The sequence below is a fragment of the Gaetbulibacter aquiaggeris genome, assembly GCF_044003965.1.
Taxonomy (GTDB): domain Bacteria; phylum Bacteroidota; class Bacteroidia; order Flavobacteriales; family Flavobacteriaceae; genus Yeosuana; species Yeosuana aquiaggeris.
This window is the reverse complement of sequence record NZ_JBAWKC010000001.1, coordinates 445,077-464,862: the sequence shown is the minus strand read 5'-3', so window position 1 is coordinate 464,862 and position 19,786 is coordinate 445,077. Positions and strand designations below refer to the sequence as shown.

Annotated in this window: 17 protein-coding genes and 1 tRNA gene; 7 read left to right on the top strand and 11 right to left on the bottom strand. The window is 32.4% G+C overall.

What is annotated here, in order from left to right:
* Nucleotides 1-261: 261 nt before the first annotated feature.
* A complete protein-coding gene (locus V8G56_RS01955) occupies nt 262-843 on the bottom strand; it encodes a sigma-70 family RNA polymerase sigma factor (protein WP_395436780.1) in 582 nt (193 codons plus the stop codon).
* 742 nt (nt 844-1,585) lie between these two features.
* Between V8G56_RS01955 and V8G56_RS01950 the strand changes: the two genes are divergently transcribed.
* The 3 genes from V8G56_RS01950 to V8G56_RS01940 all read left to right on the top strand — a co-directional run bounded on the left by V8G56_RS01950 (nt 1,586) and on the right by V8G56_RS01940 (nt 3,591).
* Nucleotides 1,586-2,347: a hypothetical protein gene (locus V8G56_RS01950; RefSeq protein WP_395436779.1), complete on the top strand. Its 762-nt coding sequence runs from the start codon at nt 1,586-1,588 to the stop codon at nt 2,345-2,347.
* 343 nt (nt 2,348-2,690) lie between these two features.
* Nucleotides 2,691-3,113 (top strand): hypothetical protein, encoded by a 423-nt coding sequence (locus V8G56_RS01945; protein WP_395436778.1) that lies wholly within the window; start codon nt 2,691-2,693, stop codon nt 3,111-3,113.
* Nucleotides 3,114-3,162: 49 nt separating this feature from the next.
* Nucleotides 3,163-3,591: a hypothetical protein gene (locus V8G56_RS01940; protein ID WP_395436777.1), complete on the top strand. Its 429-nt coding sequence runs from the start codon at nt 3,163-3,165 to the stop codon at nt 3,589-3,591.
* A 278-nt stretch (nt 3,592-3,869) separates the two neighbouring features.
* Here the strand turns inward: V8G56_RS01940 and V8G56_RS01935 are convergent, their stop codons facing one another.
* From V8G56_RS01935 to V8G56_RS01900, 8 genes are all read right to left on the bottom strand, one after another.
* Nucleotides 3,870-4,928: a DUF2971 domain-containing protein gene (locus tag V8G56_RS01935; RefSeq protein ID WP_395436776.1), complete on the bottom strand. Its 1,059-nt coding sequence runs from the start codon at nt 4,926-4,928 to the stop codon at nt 3,870-3,872.
* A 73-nt stretch (nt 4,929-5,001) separates the two neighbouring features.
* The gene (locus V8G56_RS01930; RefSeq protein ID WP_395436775.1) at nt 5,002-5,619 is read right to left on the bottom strand and encodes a recombinase family protein; all 618 of its coding nucleotides are present in this window, start codon (nt 5,617-5,619) and stop codon (nt 5,002-5,004) included.
* Nucleotides 5,620-5,792: 173 nt separating this feature from the next.
* Nucleotides 5,793-6,053 (bottom strand): hypothetical protein, encoded by a 261-nt coding sequence (locus V8G56_RS01925; protein WP_395436774.1) that lies wholly within the window; start codon nt 6,051-6,053, stop codon nt 5,793-5,795.
* Nucleotides 6,054-6,066: 13 nt separating this feature from the next.
* Nucleotides 6,067-6,711, bottom strand: coding sequence for a hypothetical protein (locus tag V8G56_RS01920; RefSeq protein ID WP_395436773.1), 645 nt, complete (start codon nt 6,709-6,711; stop codon nt 6,067-6,069).
* Nucleotides 6,712-7,091: 380 nt separating this feature from the next.
* A complete protein-coding gene (gene hsdR, locus V8G56_RS01915) occupies nt 7,092-9,476 on the bottom strand; it encodes an EcoAI/FtnUII family type I restriction enzme subunit R (RefSeq protein WP_395436772.1) in 2,385 nt (794 codons plus the stop codon).
* Between the two features lie 6 nt (nt 9,477-9,482).
* Nucleotides 9,483-10,337: a DUF3800 domain-containing protein gene (locus V8G56_RS01910; protein WP_395436771.1), complete on the bottom strand. Its 855-nt coding sequence runs from the start codon at nt 10,335-10,337 to the stop codon at nt 9,483-9,485.
* 1 nt (nt 10,338) lies between these two features.
* On the bottom strand, nt 10,339-11,487 hold the full coding sequence (locus V8G56_RS01905; RefSeq protein WP_395436770.1) for a restriction endonuclease subunit S: 1,149 nt from the start codon (nt 11,485-11,487) through the stop codon (nt 10,339-10,341).
* On the bottom strand, nt 11,484-12,938 hold the full coding sequence (locus V8G56_RS01900; protein ID WP_395436769.1) for a class I SAM-dependent DNA methyltransferase: 1,455 nt from the start codon (nt 12,936-12,938) through the stop codon (nt 11,484-11,486). Before V8G56_RS01900 ends, V8G56_RS01905 begins: the two co-directional genes overlap by 4 nt.
* A gap of 561 nt (nt 12,939-13,499) precedes the next feature.
* On the opposite strand from V8G56_RS01900, the gene V8G56_RS01895 reads away from it, so the two are divergent.
* Entirely contained in the window at nt 13,500-15,041 is a 1,542-nt protein-coding gene (locus tag V8G56_RS01895) for a recombinase family protein (protein ID WP_395436768.1), read from the top strand.
* Here V8G56_RS01895 and V8G56_RS01890 read toward each other — a convergent pair.
* Together V8G56_RS01890 and rseP are read right to left on the bottom strand one after the other, a co-directional pair.
* Nucleotides 15,004-15,080: transfer RNA gene (locus V8G56_RS01890), tRNA-Asn, on the bottom strand. The two genes, V8G56_RS01895 and V8G56_RS01890, sit on opposite strands and share 38 nt — an antisense overlap.
* A gap of 76 nt (nt 15,081-15,156) precedes the next feature.
* The gene (rseP, locus tag V8G56_RS01885) at nt 15,157-16,503 is read right to left on the bottom strand and encodes an RIP metalloprotease RseP (protein WP_395436767.1); all 1,347 of its coding nucleotides are present in this window, start codon (nt 16,501-16,503) and stop codon (nt 15,157-15,159) included.
* A 170-nt stretch (nt 16,504-16,673) separates the two neighbouring features.
* Here rseP and V8G56_RS01880 point away from each other — a divergent pair, with 170 nt between their 5' ends.
* The 3 genes from V8G56_RS01880 to feoB all read left to right on the top strand — a co-directional run bounded on the left by V8G56_RS01880 (nt 16,674) and on the right by feoB (nt 19,748).
* Nucleotides 16,674-17,348, top strand: coding sequence for an SCO family protein (locus V8G56_RS01880; RefSeq protein WP_395436766.1), 675 nt, complete (start codon nt 16,674-16,676; stop codon nt 17,346-17,348).
* Between the two features lie 72 nt (nt 17,349-17,420).
* Nucleotides 17,421-17,645, top strand: coding sequence for a FeoA family protein (locus tag V8G56_RS01875; protein WP_395436765.1), 225 nt, complete (start codon nt 17,421-17,423; stop codon nt 17,643-17,645).
* Between the two features lie 3 nt (nt 17,646-17,648).
* On the top strand, nt 17,649-19,748 hold the full coding sequence (gene feoB / locus V8G56_RS01870) for a ferrous iron transport protein B (RefSeq protein ID WP_395436764.1): 2,100 nt from the start codon (nt 17,649-17,651) through the stop codon (nt 19,746-19,748).
* The last annotated feature ends 38 nt before the right edge of the window (nt 19,749-19,786 follow it).

The following is a 19,786-nucleotide window of genomic DNA, read 5'->3' as shown; positions in this document are numbered from 1 at the left end:
AAGATTAAAATAAATTAAGAGCCTTCAAATTTAAAGGCTCTTAATTCCTACGTTATCAATTAACAGAATCTACGACTTGAATCAAATCTGCTTCTAGTACCACTACATCTTGTTCTAGTTGAGAAGCCTCTTATACTTCTTTGAGTAGTTGCTAACGTGCTTGTGTTTTTTGAGTGTTTTGTGTTTTTCATGGTGTATGTTTTAAATGAATAAATTAAAAATCATTACCAAGACTGTTTTAACTCAAAAAAGATGCAACATTTATTGATTTTTTTTTCTTAAAGACTTTTGGATTGGTTTACAATCACTTCTTATTTCTAAAGAAATTAGATTTCCTTTTTCATCTTTTTCTAGATTACCACATTCAATAATTTTTTCTTTTAAAAGGTTTCTGGCTCTCTGTATTCTACTTTTTGTAGCTGTTAAACTTAAATTTAACTTTTGAGCAACTTCTTTTTGTTTTAACTCTTCAATCTCCGACAGTTGCAGTGGGATTGCATACTTTTCAGGTAATAATTGCATTAGTGGTTTTACAATTTCATTTGCCTCTTGATAAACATCATATTCATCATTATCATAATCTTCAGGAACATTGTCAGTGAACTTATTTTGCTTTTTTAAATAATCAATTGTTGTATTATGAGCAATCTGAAACATCCATGACCTTACATTCTTAATATTAACAGAGGAGCAACAAGAATTGTAAACCTTCATTAATACCTCGTGAGATAAATCGTTTGCTATCTCTTCATTTTTAACTTTTTTAAAGATATAATACTTTAACCCATTTTTATAGTCGAGCCAGAGCGAAGAAATGTCGGAGTATTTTTTTAATTCAGTCATATCCTTAATATGTATTGATTATTTATTACAAGGGCATACAAATTTAAATATTTATAGTTAATAGTTTTTGGCTTTGAAATGTTATGACCAAAGCGAATAGTGTATTTTCTTTAATCTCATGTATATTACTACTGGCTAAAGAGCCTAAAAGAAAAAACGCATCACCTAATTTAGATGATGCGTCTTGCTCAGTAGCAGAATGTTTCGATTTAGCGAACCTTAATGAGTGTTGAAGTGGTTTTATTCCTTTGAAAATGTTTGTTATAAATATACTTTAAGTGTTGATTTGTTAAATTTTTATGTATTTCATCGATTATATATGTATTTTATCTATATTTACACAAAATATTCACATATTTGTCTAATCAAATTATAAGACCCAAATCTACCATAATTTAAACGAATTTGTAATTTTCCCTAAATCTACCAAAACTTAATCGAATTATGTTTTGGTTTTTTTATACAATCATTCTTGATTAAAGTCAACAATACCCTTTTAACCAATACATCTCAAACCTTTTTCTATATAAGTATTTCCTAAAAATCAATTAAACACACTCTTTTATGAATAATATGAATGTTCTTTAAATAAAAAAATCTCTGTTAATTAGACGTTTAATGTCCTTTTAAATTCAAACTTTAAAGACTAAGTTCATAATAAATTAAAATAAATCTCGTTTTCGGGGTAGGATATTTTAATCCTTAACTGTTATATAAATATAATATTAAACCCTAATCAATTATGAAAAACAAAATGAATGTAAAAAGAAGTATCTTATTGATGTTGACTCTAGCCTTAATATGCTACAGTTGTTCCAATGATGAGGATTCTAGCGTTGGAAAACTTAACATTAGCGCAAAAAGCTCTTTTACCAATTTGACAGGTAAAAATTCAAGTGCTAAAGGAATGATTGGAAATATAGTGATTGAAGATTTCCGAATGAACTTAAGTGAATTTGAGCTAGAAATAGACCTTGAAGACGATAACTATGAAGAAGACCAAAATGAGTTATGGGATGATGATGGGTTCTATGACTATGAAGATGAAATAGAACTAATGGGGCCATTTGAACTAGACTTAATGTCTGGTCAAATTAGTTTCTTAAATGTTACTGTTCCTGTTGGAAATTATGATGAACTGGAATTTAAATTTGATGTGAGTACCGACTCTTCAAGTGATTTGTTTAATAAATCTATCCTTATTCAAGGAACCATAGACAGCACTCCATTTATTTTCTGGCACAATTTTAATGATGAAGTGGAAGTCGATTTTGAGGATGCACAATTTGATATTGCTGTTACCCAAAATTCTCAAGGTATTGTTATAGATTTTGATTTAGGTCAAATTTTAAACAGTGTTAATGGTGTAGACTTGACCTTAGCTACTGATGGAAATCAAGATGGAACAATTGAGATTAGTCCAGAAGACACTGATGGAAATAATGCATTAGCAGAAGCCATTAGAAATAAAATAAAAGAATATGTTAACCTGCTAGATGATTAAGTAGGGTATATTTACATTTAGTTGAAAATAAGGTGAGCATACTACTCACCTTATTTTTTTGGCTAATCATTCATACTAATTTTTTTCAATACACCTTAACATTAACTATCCTGAGCAATTTTTATCCTCACAAGCTTTTAATTAAAAGTTATGCCCCAAAAAAACCTAATATTTTTGTCGAATTTTCTGCTTTTAATAATCCAAATATTGTTCTATCAAACCAATTTCACGAAGAATTGTTTACATTTAAAGTATAAATATTTATTATGCATAACATAAAGAATATAAATAAAAATTAATGCTTAAAATTTCTAACCTTGCATTAAAATAAAATATATCCATTATGAAAACTTTAAAACCTACAATTTTTATTTTATCAATTATCATCGCCTTTCTACCATTTACAAGTTGTAGTAATGACGACAATTTATACGCAAATGTGACTTTAACTGAAGGTATCGATGGTGATATTGGAGGGGATTTTACAGGTAACGGAGGCACAGCGTCCAAAACGTTTAATTGGCAAAATGACTTATCAACTGCTGACTACAATGCTGACATTACAGCTTCAACTACTGGACTCTTCCAAATGATGGTTAAAGATTCAGAAGGAACTACTGTTTTAGATAGGACAATAAATGGTAGTGTTGAACCAGACACTTTTTCTGGAGTAACTTCATCTGGAGTATCAGGAATGTGGACCGTAACTATTAACGTATCGAATTTTAACGGAGACGGAAGCTTTACTTTAAGTGAAGGAAATTAGATAAACCATTATTAAAAAATTATTATGAAAAAATTTAATTTATTGCATTATGTTCAACTTATTGATTTGTTTTTTAATCACATCTTGCAGTTCTGATGACAACAATGATAATCCGAATAATACACTACAAGAAACTATTGAAAATGATACTCAATCTGGAACTTGGCGTATAACAAAATTCATAGATTCTGGTATAAACGAGACAAGTGATTTTTCTGGTTATAATTTCACCTTCAATAGTACAGGTGCACTAAATTCTAGTAATGGAACAAATAGTTTTGATGGTACTTGGAATATTTCATCGGATGGTGCAGACCTTGACGATTTAGAATTAAATATTCTCTTTAACCTAATGAATGACCTTGATGACTTAACCAATGATTGGGATTTTATTTCACAAACTTCAACTAAAATTGAATTAATTGATATAATTGGAGGTGTTGAACCAGACGATTTATTAACCTATGAAAGGAAATAAAATAGTCCCTCCAAAAAAACTAAGTTAAAAACTAGTAGTTATAATGTAATTTATAAAAAAAGGAAATAAATAGCTTCCTGTTAACCTTTCTAAAGTTGACAATTTGTAATATAGTTTTCAATTACTAGAATTAGCAAGGCTTCACAAAAATTAGACAAAAAAGCCATCATTTCTGATGGCTTGTCTAATATGGCTCCCCCTAATATTGTTTTGTCGAACCATTTTAATGAAGAATTGGTGAGGTTTGCTTCATTTTATGATATAAACAGTAAATAATTCTAATAATACTCTTTGGTTCTGGTAAGTAAATATTTTTTACCACCAATATTTTCGATATTAAACCTTTCCTTAGTTCTCTTTAAATATGGAGAGCCTTTCTCGTCTATTTCAAATTTTTTACTTGATAAAAATAACTTATCACTTAAATTTTGCTCTATAAAAGCTAAAATTTTTATGTGGTTGTCTGAATCGATAGGTTCTACGGTAAAACCAATTTTTAACGTCCTATCAATTTTAAACTCTTGTCCAGTGAAAAAGTTGTGACCTAGTGTAATTTCATCCACAATATTTTTATCATAAAAAATTTGTCTTTTGGTTACATCAACACCAATATCTGCTCTAGGGTCCAAGCCAGCCTTACTAAATGGAACCCCCATCAATTCCTTACTAATAATAAATCGCCATTCATCCTCGTACTGCCAAGAGTTTGATTTTACGTTAGTCATATATAAGAATGGAACATGTAGCGTTTGAAAGTCACTTATATCTATGGGATTTAAATCCTTGCTATAGTTTATTGGGTAAACACCATAACATTCCCCCATTTTCATATTATTCCTTATACTCGATTCTAAAGAATTTGTGTTAAATTTGATTTGAATACCTTTCTCTTGAGTGTAATGAGGCCACATTAAATTATTTTTATCTTCGGCTGTCATAGATATTACCCCAAACTTATCGGTAAGAATTGGCCACATATAAGATAGGTACCCTAATCCAAAAGGACCACCTTCTTTGTTATCGTTTTTATAATATTCGATTAATTCTTCTTTAGAATTAAAAATTTCTCCTAAAAATTTTTCATATAACTTAAAGCCCAAAGGCTTTGAAGAACCTAAAAGAAAAATACTTGAATCCAGACAATCATTTAACTCAAATGGATGAGAAGTGTAAATATATCCATTAATTAAAGCATCAACTGAATGTTTACTCATTGCATAATATTTATAAACAGACTCAGGTTTATCTTTATTATGAACTATATCAAGTTTATCATCTTCATTTTTAATTGACTCTCTTTTGTATTGGTATCCGTTATATTCATATTGTTCAATCATAACTATTCAGTAATTTTTTAATGATTTTACTTTTGAGTACTCACCTAGTGTAAAAAATGATTTAAACTTATTTTCAAGCTTTATATAAGGCTTTTTTCACCTTCATAACTGTAGTGGTCGATTTACCAACAATCTCAGCCACTTCACGCACCGTTAAACCTTTTTCTAGTTTTTTTACGATAATTGGATGGCGTTCTAGCAATCTAGAAGTTGATTGAGTAGAACCGATTTTACGGCCCCGAAATTTTCCATTTGCACGGGCAATTTTTATACCCTCGGCAGTTCTTTCTTTTATCCTGTTACGTTCCATTTCTGCTATGGAAGCCATAACTGAAATAACTATTTTGGCCATTGGGTTCTCTTCACCATTAACCAAAGTCTCAAATCCTTCTTTAAGTGATTTAAGGTTTATACCGTTAGCTGTAAATTTTTCTATTGTACTTAGTATATCAATTAAATTACGCCCTAATCTATCAATGCTATCCACTACAATTGTAACATTGTTATGAGAATGCTCTGTTACTATATCATATAATTTAGAAGCTTCGGTGCGTTCTAAAAATGGCGTATTACCCTGAACTTTATCTATAAATAAATTCTCAGGCTTAAATTCAGGAAATAATTTAAAATTAGCTACTTGACGATTTGTGTTCTGACTAACTGTTGAAACTCTTGAATAGAAGTAATACATAATAATTGCTTTATAAGGCTAATATACGTATTATTTTTAGACTCACAATTATTTTGATACAAAAACCTGGTTTTTACGCACTTACACCCAATTAATGTTGGATTAGTTTATCACTATAGGCTAAAACTAATACAAGAATGTTCATTTATCATAAAAGTGACCATTATTTGTGTTTAAGAGATTTTACCACTCGTTTCTTTTGCAAAGTAGACTCTTGCTTTTGGAAATAATTTACTAAGAGCTAATCGTGCTGTACTGGAGCTGTCCGAAAAAACAAGTATTTTTAATGGATAAGCTCCAACCCATATATCTACTTTATACAATTTTTGTTCATTTATTGGAATATCTCCTGACATAAATTTCTTAAAAGTTTTACCACTCATATTTAAACTTAAACCTCTATCTTCAAGTAAATCCAAATTGTCCAAAAGCATTATTAATTGACGTTTATTTATTTTTACTTTCATAATCAATACCTTCTTGTTTTAAATTATTCCCTAATAAATCCCATTCCGTGTCATTTAATCCTTCTTTAGATATATAAAAAATAGCCCCCAATCGATGGTCATAATTTGAAAGGTCTATTTTATCTCTTTTAGCTAACTCTTCTTCTATAGCTTTTTTAATTTTCCATTTTAAAGATTTATTTTCTATATAAATTATAACATGGTTGTGAAACCCTTTACGGTTGGTAAAGGGTTCCGAGGTAAAAAACATTCTTAGTCCTGTATCACCGCCATATATAGTTTCCAATCTATCGTATAACTGACGCATTCTGTTTGCACAAGCTTCCTTGGTTCTATCTAGTTTATAACTTATGGTGATAAAAAATGTCCATTCAGAATACCATAGTCGATATGGCAGCGATTTTGGGTCTTGTAGACAATCTAATAGGTTTCTCATGGATTTATTATCTCTATATAGCAACTCCCTGTCGAAATATTTATAATGTTTTTCAGGTATTACTCTTTTACCATTCTTAATAGTTGTTTCATCCCATAATTCAGGGCTTTCTTGGTATGTTCTATAGAGCTTACTTCTACTAATACCAGCTCTTTTAATAAACTCTTGATTTTTAACATAATTTTCCATTTTAATTTCTTTTTAAATTGTCACTAATTATTAAGCACTATTTCCCTATATGGATTAATTTATTAAGTACTTATATAATTAAATATCAAGAAATTTGTGAATGTGCGTCATAATGCGACATTTAGATGATATTTTTTTAATCACCTAAAAATATTACTGTTTCAAAGTGAGACAGTTTTATTTAACCAATTAAAAAGTTTAGAAAATTCGTTTACAGGTCCGACCTATAAGATGAGTTTAGAATCGAATGCTAGTAAGGGTCGATACCGCAAAACCCGTTTTTTAATACAAATAACATATGTAAATAAAAATGCCCCGGATCCTCCGGGGCATTTTTATAAGCTTTAAACCTATTCAGCAAACACGTGTCGTAATTTTTTCTAACTAGCCTCAACACCATACAAATACCCTTGGAAACCAATAAAGGTGTTCCTGATGGATTTTATATCACCCAACTCTCGTTTGGCATCCGCTATAGCTTTATATTTTAATTCTAGAAGGTCTGGTAATTTCGCATCATCCAGTTCATCAACACCTTCTTTAACGTATTGCTCTAATACAAAATTTAAGAAGTCTTGTTGTTTAGGGTTGTAATCTTTTAATTGAATTTTAGCCCTATCAGCTCTGTCTAAACGTGGCACCAAATTTTTATGATAAGCCACATAATTCAGTACATCATATAGGTCGCTATCTTCTCCATGGACTATATTTCGTAAGTCTTCTAATTGTGCGTTAGTGTACCCTTTTTCACTTAATTCTTCCAATAGTTTTTTTCTGGTACTTGGTACGCTCCACAACCTTCGCAATTCGTCTTCACTTTTAAAAAATAACGGTAAGTCTCCAAATAATTGTTCTATAAATTCTCTGGCTGAAATAGGTGTTCCTGTCGGACTCCAAAAAGAGGTTCTAACCATACTGTCAAATTCACGCACTTTGTTATCTGACAATTTAACCCTTATCATATTTCTAGGTGGCGTATCACAAACACATGGGATGTTACCGCACTCAGGACATTGCTCTGGCTCTGGTGCTTCACAAGAGCAAGGACTTTCTCCACAAATATTACAAGGTCTTGGTGTTCTAACACCACCTGTTGGTGGTTCTGGTTCCAGTGGTTCTCCATCCCATTCAGGGTCTTGGAAATGCTCATGTGCGTTTACAAAATCAAAAACAGTAAAATAGTCTTTACCATCAAATAAGCGTGTGCCTCTGCCAACAATCTGCTTAAACTCAACCATCGATTTTACAGTTCTTAACAATACAATGTTCCTAACTTCTGGGGCATCCACACCCGTACTTAATTTTCGGGATGTGGTTAATACAGTTGGTATACTTTTCTCGTTATCCTGAAAATCCCGTAAATGCTGTTCTCCAATTTTACCATCATCGGCAGTTACTCTATGGCAATAATTAGGATTCCTACTGGTTGCATATTGGTTGATAAGGTCTCTTACCGCTGCCGCATGCACCTGTGTAGAACAAAACACTAAAGTTTTTTGATTCTGGTTAATCAAGTCCATAAAAAGTTTAACCCGATACCTTTCAACATCCATGAGTTCGATAATTCTATTCTGTTCTTCTTGGGTGTAAATTCTACCTTCTTCTATCTCCCCATCCAAAACCTCGTCATCTGAATCATAAATATAGGTATCTCCAGTGGTCGAAATTTCTTTTACTTTGAATGGTGTTAAGAACCCATCATTAATACCTTCTTTAAGCGAATAGATATATACAGGGTCTCCAAAATATTTATAGGTATCAATATTTGCATCTCGCTTTGGTGTTGCGGTCAATCCTAACTGGACTGCTGGACTAAAATACTTCATAATCTCACGCCAAGAGCTTTCATCGTTAGCACCACCACGATGGCACTCATCAATAATAATAAAGTCGAAAAAGTCTGGTGGATATTCCCCAAAATAGGGAGTTTCATTAGGCCCAGACATAAAGGTTTGAAATATAGTAAAAAAGACATTGCCATTCTTTGGCACTTTACCCCGCTTTCTTATTTCATCTGGAGCTATACGTACCAGAGCATCCTCATCAAACGCATTAAACGAATTAAATGCTTGGTCTGCTAATATATTTCTATCTGCTAAAAACAGGATTCTAGGACTGCGCTGTCCATCTCGTTTTAAGTTCCATTTGGCATGAAACAACTTCCAAGCTATCTGGAATGAAATAGCGGTTTTTCCCGTGCCCGTAGCTAGAGTTAATAGTATTCGGTCTTTTTTATTAGCAATGGCTTCCAGCACTCTGGTAATAGCATTATCTTGATAGTATCTGGGTTGCCAAGTTCCACTTCTGTCTTCAAATGGCACCGCAAATAAACGTTCTTTCCAGTCGGCAATTTCTACTTTGTAATCTTCTTTAGGTTTTGGGAATGTCATCTCCCATAATTCGTCTGGTGTTGGGTATTTTGATACATCGCCTTCAGCACCTTCATCCATATCAACCCCATAAATTTGCAGACCATTAGTGGCGTATGTATAACGGATGTTTAAACGTTCTGCATAATCTTTGGCCTGACCTACACCATCGGTATAATATAAGTCCCTTTTTTTAGCTTCTACAATACCTATTCTACGGTTTTTATATTCCAACACATAATCTGCAAACAATGGCGTAGCACGTCTGCCTTGGCCAATAAGTCTTCCATTGGTAATAGGGAACTCCAAACGCAAACGACTACCTTCAACAATACCCCAACCCGCTTTTTGTAAGGCTGGTGTTATTAAATCGTGTTTGGTTTGGGCTTCGTTCATAGTAAACTAATAAGTTCTACTGTCCCAGCCTCTAGCTGGTTTTGCTGTAATATTATTAATAAAAGTATTGAAACCCCCTGAATACCTTCCTTCTTCTGGTACTGGAGTTTTTTTAATTAATCTTTCATCAATAATTCTATATAAATCTCTATAAAAATCTTTAGCGGCACTTGGGTATCCATCCCGATATCCATTTTCAATTTCCAGATACTTTTTAGCTGAAAAACATACCAAGTCTGAAATCTGCACCATGGGGTTTTTTCTAGAATCAATTGGATAACTAAACTCAGAAATCCATTTTATTCTTTTCGATTTGGTTGGATGAAAACGTCTATGTTTCGTCAACCCTTCGATTTCAGTTTTTATTGAATCTTTTTCATCAATAATCACCATACCTCTTGCAGTTGAACCAAGCCTAACTTTTACATACCATTCAATCATTGAAATACTATTTTCATAAGCCAAAAGATAAGGTGTTTTTAATTCTACATGGTCTTTATCTCTTATTGAAGATGTATTATATAAATTCAGCCTTTCTTTATGTACTGCATGCAAAAATGTTTGATGCCCTCTATCTACTAATAGGTTTAGTATATCGATAGCAAACTTATTTCTTCGTGCTCTATCATGATTTTCAAAAAATCCATCTCCATTCGGTGATAACAGTTCGTGTGAGTGCAACTCAAAATTTTCTGGAATAGAATTATCAAAATACGCATTTACGATTTTCTCATACTCTGTATGGGTTTTGTTCCACCCCTTATCTTTAACAATAATACCTCCCAAAGTAAAAATTGGTGATTCAGTATTAGTTAAATCTCTTAAGTTACAGCCAGCCTCATCAATATAAAAAAAGTGCATATTAAATCGTTATTAGTTGTTTATTAGTTAACTCACCAACAAAGGCTTTTTGAAGTATAGATTTTTTGAGTTCTTCTAGTGAATTTAATTTTTCCTGATATTGAATAACGAGTTCATTCGTGTTTTCTCGTAATTGACCCATTAGACTAACATATTTACTCTCAATTATCTTTGATGTTGGAACCGATAATAATGAGTCCTTTACATCACTATCGGTAACGGCTGGATAACTTGCTCCACGTTGTAAGGATTCCATTCTATCCATGAAAGTAGACGTTAGAAGATAGAAAAATATCCAATCTGCACTAATCTTTTCATTTGGTCTTAAAACCACAAAACCAGTACTACAAATTTGACCATCTAGTTCTTTATCAATAATAGTTGCTCTTTTTAGTGTTGGTCTGGTAGTAGCAAATATTACATCTCCCTTTTCAATAATTTTTTTTGCTCGGCTTGGTGCGTTCTTATCATTAATAATTACTGTTTCTGTTACTTCTAGTGTTTCTCTAGAAACAGAACTTAAATCAACATACTGATATTCCTTATTTTTATGGTCTTTCCACCTAATATTTTTTGTTTTCATACAAACCTCACCCAAAGTCTTCTCCACCCAACCCTCACCTTTTTGGCAAAAGATATCATTGAGTTTAGATTGAAACAACTCTTTAGCATTTTCTATATTTTTCTCAATATTGGCTTTGGCCTGGTCTATGGCTTCAAAGGCTTCATCTAAAATGGCTACGATTTGTTGTTGTTCGTTAACTCCAACTAGTGGAAATCTAGCATTTTTATAATCTTTATAATAGATGTGAGGTATTGTACTACCTGTTCTATAATCCTCAAAATCTAATCCTTCTAAAAAATATCTTATAAAATCAATATCATATCCTTCTTTTGGTATAATATATTGCATTGTAGCCAAAACAGATGACTTAGCTGGGTGTTTCGATACTCTCCCTATTCCAGCACCATCTTTTATCAACGCCAAATAATCTCTTTCCTGATGATAAAAAGAAACATTTTTCATAAAACCTTTGGCTCCAAAAACTGGATAAGGCCCTTCATCTTTCTGAATCTTATTTAACGAAATATTTGAAGACCCTTTTTTGACGGCATTATCTAATATTCCATACTTCCAATCTTTATTCATATTAACTCTTTAATCGATTGAAGAATGGTATTAGTTTCATCATCTAACAATTCCATTTCAGCTAAAATATCTTCTGGACTGCGCAATGGAGCTTCTTCTGGTGTGTTTGGGTTCTTAACGCTAAGGTCGAAAGTTTCCCCATTTATATCAGCCACTTTAATATTCCATGACTGCTCGGTTTCAGGCTTAGTTGTTTGTAATTCTACAAATTCTTTAAGGTCATTATCATTTAAAGCGTTTGTTTTACCCATATTACGCCCAGCATTCAGTTGGTAAAACCAAATATTTTTAGTGGGTTCTCCTTTTTGAAAGAACAACACCACCGTTTTTACTCCAGCACCCAAAAAGGTTCCACCCGGCATATCTAATACTGTGTGGAGGTTACAACCATCCAAAAGTAATTTACGCAAAGCCACGGCTGCATTATCCGTATTGCTTAAAAATGTATTTTTTATAACAATAGCAGCTCGACCACCTGTTTTTAAACTTTTTATAAAATGCTGTAAAAATAAAAAGGCGGTTTCTCCTGTTTTAATATCAAAGTTTTGCTGTACTTCTGGGCGTTCTTTTCCTCCAAATGGTGGGTTGGCCAGAATAACATGGTAACGGTTTTTCTCTTGAATGTCCCGTATGTTTTCTCCCAGTGTATTGGTGTGTATAATGTTTGGAGCTTCTATGCCATGCAGAATCATGTTCATAATACCAATTACATATGCCAAGTTCTTTTTCTCTTTACCGTAAAAGGTTTTTTCCTGTAAGGTTTGAAGATTGTCTGTGGTTTTATCCATGCGATTATACATGTACTCATACGCCTCACACAGGAAGCCACAGGAACCCGCTGCACCATCATAAACCGTTTCGCTTATCTTTGGGTCCGTCACACTAATCATGGCTCTAATAAGCGGTCTTGGCGTGTAATATTGCCCACCGTTACGCCCAGCATTACCCATGTTTTTTATCTTTTCTTCATACAAGGCACTCAACTCATGCTTATCGGTTGAAGAGCGGAATGGGAGCCCATCGGCATAATCTAAAATATCCCGTAAAATATAGCCACTTTGTATTTTGTTTTTCAGCTCGGAGAAGATTTCACCAATTTTATATTCTATGGTTTGGGCGTGGTCTGCGGTTTGTTTAAAGCCTGATAAATATGGGAACAGTTTACCGTCAACAAACGTAATAAGGTCTGGACCAGTCTTGGCTTTATGATGGTCTAATTTTTCGTCTGGACCCTTTGGCATCGCCCAAGCTGGCCAGCGGTATTCTGGGTCTAATATATATTGATAGTCTTCACCTCTTAGTTCGGCTTCATCTGCTTTATCTTGCTCCAGTTCGTCCAGATACCGTAAGAACATAACCCATGAGGTTTGTCCTATATAATCTAACTCACTATCGGCTCCAGAATCTTTGTAAAGTAGGTCGTCTATATTTTTAAAGGTGTTTTCGAACATGTATTATATGGTGTTTTAAGGCTGTTTTGTAAGTTAATTACCAAATTTATGAAAATAACCTGGTAAAAAACTTGTATTTTTTTTGTTTGTGTAGTATAATTGCTTCACAAGACTTTTATAGTGCTATTTTATAGCGACTTGTACAATAACTTTCTTCTGCCCAACAAATAAAATGAAGATTACGGGCATTTACACTATGACTTAAAAGCAATCTGCTAAAAGTCACTTCTTATTTAAACATAGTTTAAATTTTTCGACCTGGAAAGTCATTAGATTTTCCAAAAGCATCGGCTTTTAGCTTGAGGTTCGTTTCCGTCCTATGCCAAAACGGAAAAAATACTATAGAGATTATAGTTACAGTCGATAGACTATAAAAAATAATGTACCTCGCCACTCCTAGTAAAAAAAAGAGGAAAAGAGTGGTTAGTAATCATGTTAAGTTTAACAAAATGTAAAAACATTTTAAATAGAAATGGAATAGAATATACAAATGAAGAGATTGAAATAATTCGTCTCTTTCTTTATAACATCGCTGAAATTCAGCAAGAAACAAATTAAATTATGAAAACAATATTATACACAAGAGTAAGTACCGATGAACAAGCAACTAAGGGTCATGGTAGAGACTTACAAAGCGAAGTATTAAATAAATATTGCGAAATAAAAAACATTGAAATTGCTAAAGAATTTACTGAAGATTATTCAGCAAAAAACTTTAATCGTCCTGAGTGGAAAAAGCTAGAAATTTACGTAAAAGCAAACCGCAAAGACATAAAGCAAGTGCTATTTACAAAATGGGATAGATTTTCGAGAAACCTCGAAGAATCAATGAGAGTAATAAGAAAATTTAGAAACTGGGGTGTTGAACTAAATGCAGTAGAACAGCCATTAGACATGTCCATTCCCACTAATAAGGTCATGCTATCACTTTTCCTAATAATGCCAGAAGTTGAAAATGATGAAATTTCTAGACGCACTAAAGACGGCTTATATAAAGCCACGAAAGATGGTGCTTGGGTAGGTCGTGTTCCCTTTGGTTATAAGAGGCATAAATTTGGCAAATACGCATCCATAGAACCTAATAAATATCATAAACTAGTCTATGATATTTTTTTAGAAGTATCATTAGGGTTGCGACCAAGTGAAGTAATAAGAAGAGACTTCAAGAAAAGAGGGTATAAAGGCTGTAAGCAATCATTCTACAATCTACTGAAGAATAAAGTTTATTTAGGCATGACTAAAGTACCCGAATATAAGAAAGATGACACATATTGGATTGATGGATTACATGATGCCATAATTGATACAGTGACGTTCAATAAAGTACAAGACGTATTAGAGGGAAGAAACAGAAATGCAAAACCACCTTCTAAAAAAAACGAAGTATTACCTCTAAGAGGATTTCTTGAATGTGAGTGTTGTGGCAGTAGTTTAACTGGAAGTATTTCCAAAGGTAATGGTGGCGATTACGCATATTATCATTGCAGAAAGACATGTAAAAATCGTATATCAGCGGTTTCAGCAGAACTGATGTTTAAAAACGAGGTTTTAGATAGTATTAATGTAAATGACAATATATTAGAATTATACAAAGAAATTATAATTGATATGCAGAAAAATAAGCTCGGTAATAAAATTAAAACTATGAATCAAATAAAAATTAAAATAGATGAAACTTCAGCAAAAATCGAAAACACAGAAGACAAACTAGCAAAAGATGAAATTTCATCTGAAGTATTCAATCGCATAACTAAAAGATATGAAGAAGATTTGATGTCTTTAAAGGCCGAATATGAATGGCTTAAAGGTGCTACAGGTATTTCAAAAAATATAATTGAACAGGCCCTTAAGGCACTCAAAAATATACCTCAATTTTATCACAATGGAAACTTTGAGACAAAAACTAGCTTACTTGGTTTATTAATTCCTAAAAAATTGATTATTTCAAAAAGCAAGTGTCGAACCAAAGAACAGAATATTGTGATAGAGCTTCTTGGTAGAGTTAGTAAGGCATGCGGTAAATTAGACAATAAAAAAGCCATCATTTCTGATGGCTTGTCTAATATGGCTCCCCCTCTTGGGCTCGAACCAAGGACCCTTTGATTAACAGTCAAATGCTCTAACCAACTGAGCTAAGGAGGAGTGTTATCTTTTCGCTTTTGCGAGCGCAAATATATATATATTTTTATTTACTGCAAATATAATATTTAAAAAAGTTTTAATTAAAAATAGCTTTAAAAATATCATTACCATTTGCAAACAAAACTAAGGCAATTAATATGAAAAAACCTACCATTTGAGCATACTCCATAAATTTGTCTCCTGGTTTTCTGCCTGAGATCATTTCATATAATAAAAACATCACATGACCTCCATCAAGTGCCGGTATAGGTAATAAATTTAAAACCCCCAGCATAATGGATAAAAATGCTGTAATACTCCAAAACACCTGCCAATTCCAGAAATTAGGGAATATATCATAAATGGCTTTAAACCCTCCTACGCCTTTGTAAGCACCTGTGCTTGGGGTAAAAATAGCTTTAAACTGAGTAATATAAGAATCTACCTTTTCATAGGCTTTGTTTAACCCAACCGGGAATGATTCAAAAAAACCATAACTCTTTGTATTAAATTGATAATAACCCAGGGCTTCTAAAGTCTCTGGAGTAGATCCAGCAGCATAAACCAACCCCAATTTACCATCTTTACTAATATTTAGAGGAAACGAAATTTGATTGCCATCTCTTAATACCGTTGCTGATACTTCTTGTCCTTTCAATTGTTCTAAGGCCAGTTTAACCTCATCAGCGTATTTAGTTTTATAATCATTTAAACCAATTATAATATCTCCTTTTCTAATTCCACTCCCTTTATTTTGAGAGGAATCCGGAACTTCAACAATGGCAAATGGAGTTCTCAAATCAATGAGTCCCTTTTGTTTGGAATCAATTAATTGAGATAAAAAGTCTTCAGGTAAGGTAACAACAGACTGTTCTCCATTTCTTTCAATAGTAATTTCTTTACCAAATAATACCTTTTCTGAAATTTCTGAAAAGGTTTCTATTTTACTTCCATCAACAGCAATAATTCTATCTCCTGTTAATAACCCGGCTTTATTAGCAACGGTGTTTTCAATTAAAAGACCGTCTTTAATATTATCATTAGGCAGAAATTTATCGCCATAATAATAACTCATACCAATATATATAAGTATGGCAAGCACAAAATTAACAGTAACACCACCTAACATAATGATTAATCTTTGCCAAGCCGGTTTTGAACGAAATTCCCAAGGTTGTGGTTCTTGAGCCATTTGTTCAGTGTCCATACTTTCATCAATCATCCCGGAAATTTTCACATAACCTCCCAGGGGCAACCAACCAATTCCATAAACCGTATCTCCTATTTTCTTTTTAAACAAAGAAAACTTTACATCAAAAAATAAATAAAACTTTTCAACTCTTGTTTTAAATGCCTTTGCAGGAATAAAATGTCCAAATTCATGTAAAACAATAAGTAGAGAAAGGCTTAATAAAAATTGAGATATTTTAATTACAAACTCCATAGTTCTTCTTTCAAATTTTTATAATCGCACAAAAGTAAGCTTTTAAACCAACTTTAAAAAGACAAATATTTTATGCTAATGCATTTAACATTAATTTAAGTATCGATATAATTTAGGGTGTTTGAAATTCATTGTATTTTTGTATTCGTATAAATTTTACTTACTTATAAATGTTATTGTTTTTTAAGGACTATAAAAAGTTCGCCATTGTTTTTTTGATTATTTCAATTGTAATATTGTCAATCATTTACAATAAATTAAATGTCTATCAACCTTTACCTGTTTACCAACCTGCCATGGTAAGTACTGAATTAGTTGATAGTACCATTCAGTATCAAAAAAAATATCATAAAATAGCTGATTTTAGTCTTATCAACCAAAATGGCAAAATTATTACCCAAGCCGATTATAAAGATAAAATTTATGTGGCTGATTTCTTTTTTACAACTTGTCAAACTATTTGCCCTATAATGACCACAAATATGGCAGAAATTCAAAAAGAAATTATTGATGATAATGACGTCATGCTATTATCACATTCAGTAACTCCTCAGATTGATGACGTAGCACAACTTAAAAAATACGCTCTAGAAAAGGGAGTTGATGATAAAAAATGGAACTTAGTCACCGGAGATAAAAAGCAAATATATGAATTGGCTAGAAAAAGTTATCTTGCTGTAAAAACATTTGGGAATGGCGATGAATATGATATGATTCACACAGAAAATTTTATGCTAATTGATAAGAAAAGACAAATTAGAGGGTTTTATGATGGCACCAGCAAGGAAGATATAGAACGCTTACTTGACGACATCAAAATTTTGAAAAATGAACCCGTCAAATAGTTTTTTATTAACTATTTTTTTACCCTAAAATTTTACACTACTTTTACTTCTTTAAAATCAATCTAAATAAGCGTGGAGGATACTTTAGCAAACATAAAACGTGGCGAACGCTGTATAATTACTGATGTTTCATCAATTCATATCCCTTTAAAACTTCTAGAAATGGGGTGTTTACCAGGTAATTTTGTGGAGTTAGTTCAGGTGGCTCCTTTTCATGATCCCATGTACTTAAATATAAACGGCACCCACTTAGCTATTAGGAAAGAGACTGCCATGCATATTTTAATTAAAAAATAGCACATGAGTAAACAAATCAATGTTGCTTTAATTGGAAATCCAAACACAGGGAAAACTTCAGTTTTTAACGCATTAACAGGATTAAACCAAAAAGTTGGTAACTACCCTGGCATTACGGTTGAAAAAAAAGAAGGTGTTTGCAAATTGCCAAGAGGCGTAAAAGCGCATATCATTGATTTACCCGGCACCTATAGTTTAAACGCTTCATCACTGGATGAAAATGTTGTTATAGAACTGCTTTTAAATAAAAACGACAAAGACTTTCCTGATTTGGCTGTCGTCGTTAGTGATGTTGAAAATTTAAAGCGCAATCTTTTACTTTTTACTCAAATTAAAGACTTAGAGATCCCCACTATTTTGGTTATTAATATGGCGGACAGAATGACTTATAAAGGCATTTCTCTTGATTTGGAATATTTAGAAGAACATCTTAAAACGAAAATAGCCTTAGTAAGTACCAGAAAAAATCAAGGTATTGAGAGATTAAAAACTTTGATTTCTAATTATAAAGACCTTTCAATTAGCCACAATATAGATATTACTGAAATTGATAAAGATTATTTTGAAAATTTACAAAATGCCTTTCCAAATCAACTTATTTATAAACTTTGGTTGGTTATTACTCAAGATGTTAATTTTGGTAAAACAGACAGAAATGAAATTGACGCGGTTGCCAATTTTAAAACCAAATCAAAAGGTGATTTAAAACGGTTACAGCAAAAAGAAACCATTAAACGCTATCAGTTTATAAATGAGGTTTTAAAAAAGGGACAAACAATTGACGTTACGCAGGCCAAAGATTTAAGAATGAAAATTGATAGAATTATAACGCATCAGGTTTGGGGTTATCTTATCTTTTTTATCATTCTACTTACTATTTTTCAAGCCATTTATGATTGGTCAAGTATCCCAATGGATTTTATTGACACTACATTTGCCTCATTAAGTGAATGGACAAAAAACCAATTACCTCAAGGCATATTTACGAGTTTATTAGCCGAAGGCATTATTCCTGGGCTAGGAGGGATTGTGATATTTATTCCTCAAATAGCCTTCTTATTTTTATTTATATCTGTACTTGAAGAAAGTGGTTATATGAGTCGCGTAGTTTTTTTAATGGACAGAATCATGAGGCGATTTGGACTTAGTGGAAAGAGTATTGTTCCTCTTATTTCTGGAACCGCCTGTGCCATTCCGGCTATTATGGCCACCAGAAATATTGAAAACTGGAAAGAACGATTAATTACCATTTTAGTCACCCCCTTTATCACATGTTCTGCCAGACTTCCAGTATATTTAATTATTATTTCTTTGGTTATTCCTGAAGGCCGTTTTATTGGTTTGGGCTATCAAGCTTTAACACTCATGTTATTGTATCTTATAGGTTTTATAGCAGCCGTTTCGTCTGCATATATATTAAACAGGGTTTTAAAAATTAAAAGCAAAGCTTTTTTTGTGGTAGAGATGCCAAATTACAAATTGCCTTTATTAAAAAATGTGGCTATTACTGTATTAGAAAAAACAAAATCATTTGTGTTTGGTGCAGGAAAAATAATATTAGCTATTTCAATTGTACTCTGGTTTTTAGCTTCCTTTGGTCCTGGAGATGATTTTAAAAATGCTGAAGAAATAACCACTAAAGAATACGCCAACCAAAATTTATCTCAAGAGGAATTTCAACAAAAGGTAGCCACTCACAAATTAGAACACTCTTTTATTGGCATAACCGGGCGTGCTATTGAACCAGCCATCAGACCCTTGGGTTATGATTGGAAAATTGGTATTGCAATAGTAAGCTCTTTTGCGGCACGTGAAGTATTTGTTGGAACTTTAGCTACCATTTACAGCGTTGGTAGCGACGAAGAAGAAACGATTAAAAACAGAATGGCAGGAGAAGTGAATCCCATTCTTGGAGGCCCATTATTTAATTTTGCATCAGGTATTTCTTTATTGTTGTTTTATGCATTTGCCATGCAATGTATGAGTACACTAGCCATCGTAAAAAGAGAAACAAATAGCTGGAAATGGCCCATTTTACAACTAACTATAATGACCTTATTTGCATATATTGTAGCTCTAATTGCTTTTCAGTTATTGAAATAAATAAATACTGATTAAAACAACTGGGCTTATTATGACAC

Excerpts from the sequence above, each read along its gene's own strand:
- V8G56_RS01910 (WP_395436771.1), bottom strand. The coding sequence starts at position 10,337 with ATGCACTTTTTTTATATTGATGAGGCTGGCTGTAACTTAAGAGATTTA.
- V8G56_RS01955 (WP_395436780.1), bottom strand. The coding sequence starts at position 843 with ATGACTGAATTAAAAAAATACTCCGACATTTCTTCGCTCTGGCTCGAC.
- V8G56_RS01880 (WP_395436766.1), top strand. The coding sequence starts at position 16,674 with ATGTTATTGTTTTTTAAGGACTATAAAAAGTTCGCCATTGTTTTTTTG.
- hsdR (WP_395436772.1), bottom strand. The coding sequence starts at position 9,476 with ATGAACGAAGCCCAAACCAAACACGATTTAATAACACCAGCCTTACAA.
- V8G56_RS01900 (WP_395436769.1), bottom strand. The coding sequence starts at position 12,938 with ATGTTCGAAAACACCTTTAAAAATATAGACGACCTACTTTACAAAGAT.
- V8G56_RS01950 (WP_395436779.1), top strand. The coding sequence starts at position 1,586 with ATGAAAAACAAAATGAATGTAAAAAGAAGTATCTTATTGATGTTGACT.
- V8G56_RS01940 (WP_395436777.1), top strand. The coding sequence starts at position 3,163 with ATGTTCAACTTATTGATTTGTTTTTTAATCACATCTTGCAGTTCTGAT.
- V8G56_RS01945 (WP_395436778.1), top strand. The coding sequence starts at position 2,691 with ATGAAAACTTTAAAACCTACAATTTTTATTTTATCAATTATCATCGCC.
- V8G56_RS01935 (WP_395436776.1), bottom strand. The coding sequence starts at position 4,928 with ATGATTGAACAATATGAATATAACGGATACCAATACAAAAGAGAGTCA.
- rseP (WP_395436767.1), bottom strand. The coding sequence starts at position 16,503 with ATGGAGTTTGTAATTAAAATATCTCAATTTTTATTAAGCCTTTCTCTA.
- V8G56_RS01925 (WP_395436774.1), bottom strand. The coding sequence starts at position 6,053 with ATGCTTTTGGACAATTTGGATTTACTTGAAGATAGAGGTTTAAGTTTA.
- V8G56_RS01920 (WP_395436773.1), bottom strand. The coding sequence starts at position 6,711 with ATGGAAAATTATGTTAAAAATCAAGAGTTTATTAAAAGAGCTGGTATT.
- feoB (WP_395436764.1), top strand. The coding sequence starts at position 17,649 with ATGAGTAAACAAATCAATGTTGCTTTAATTGGAAATCCAAACACAGGG.
- V8G56_RS01895 (WP_395436768.1), top strand. The coding sequence starts at position 13,500 with ATGAAAACAATATTATACACAAGAGTAAGTACCGATGAACAAGCAACT.
- V8G56_RS01930 (WP_395436775.1), bottom strand. The coding sequence starts at position 5,619 with ATGTATTACTTCTATTCAAGAGTTTCAACAGTTAGTCAGAACACAAAT.
- V8G56_RS01905 (WP_395436770.1), bottom strand. The coding sequence starts at position 11,487 with ATGAATAAAGATTGGAAGTATGGAATATTAGATAATGCCGTCAAAAAA.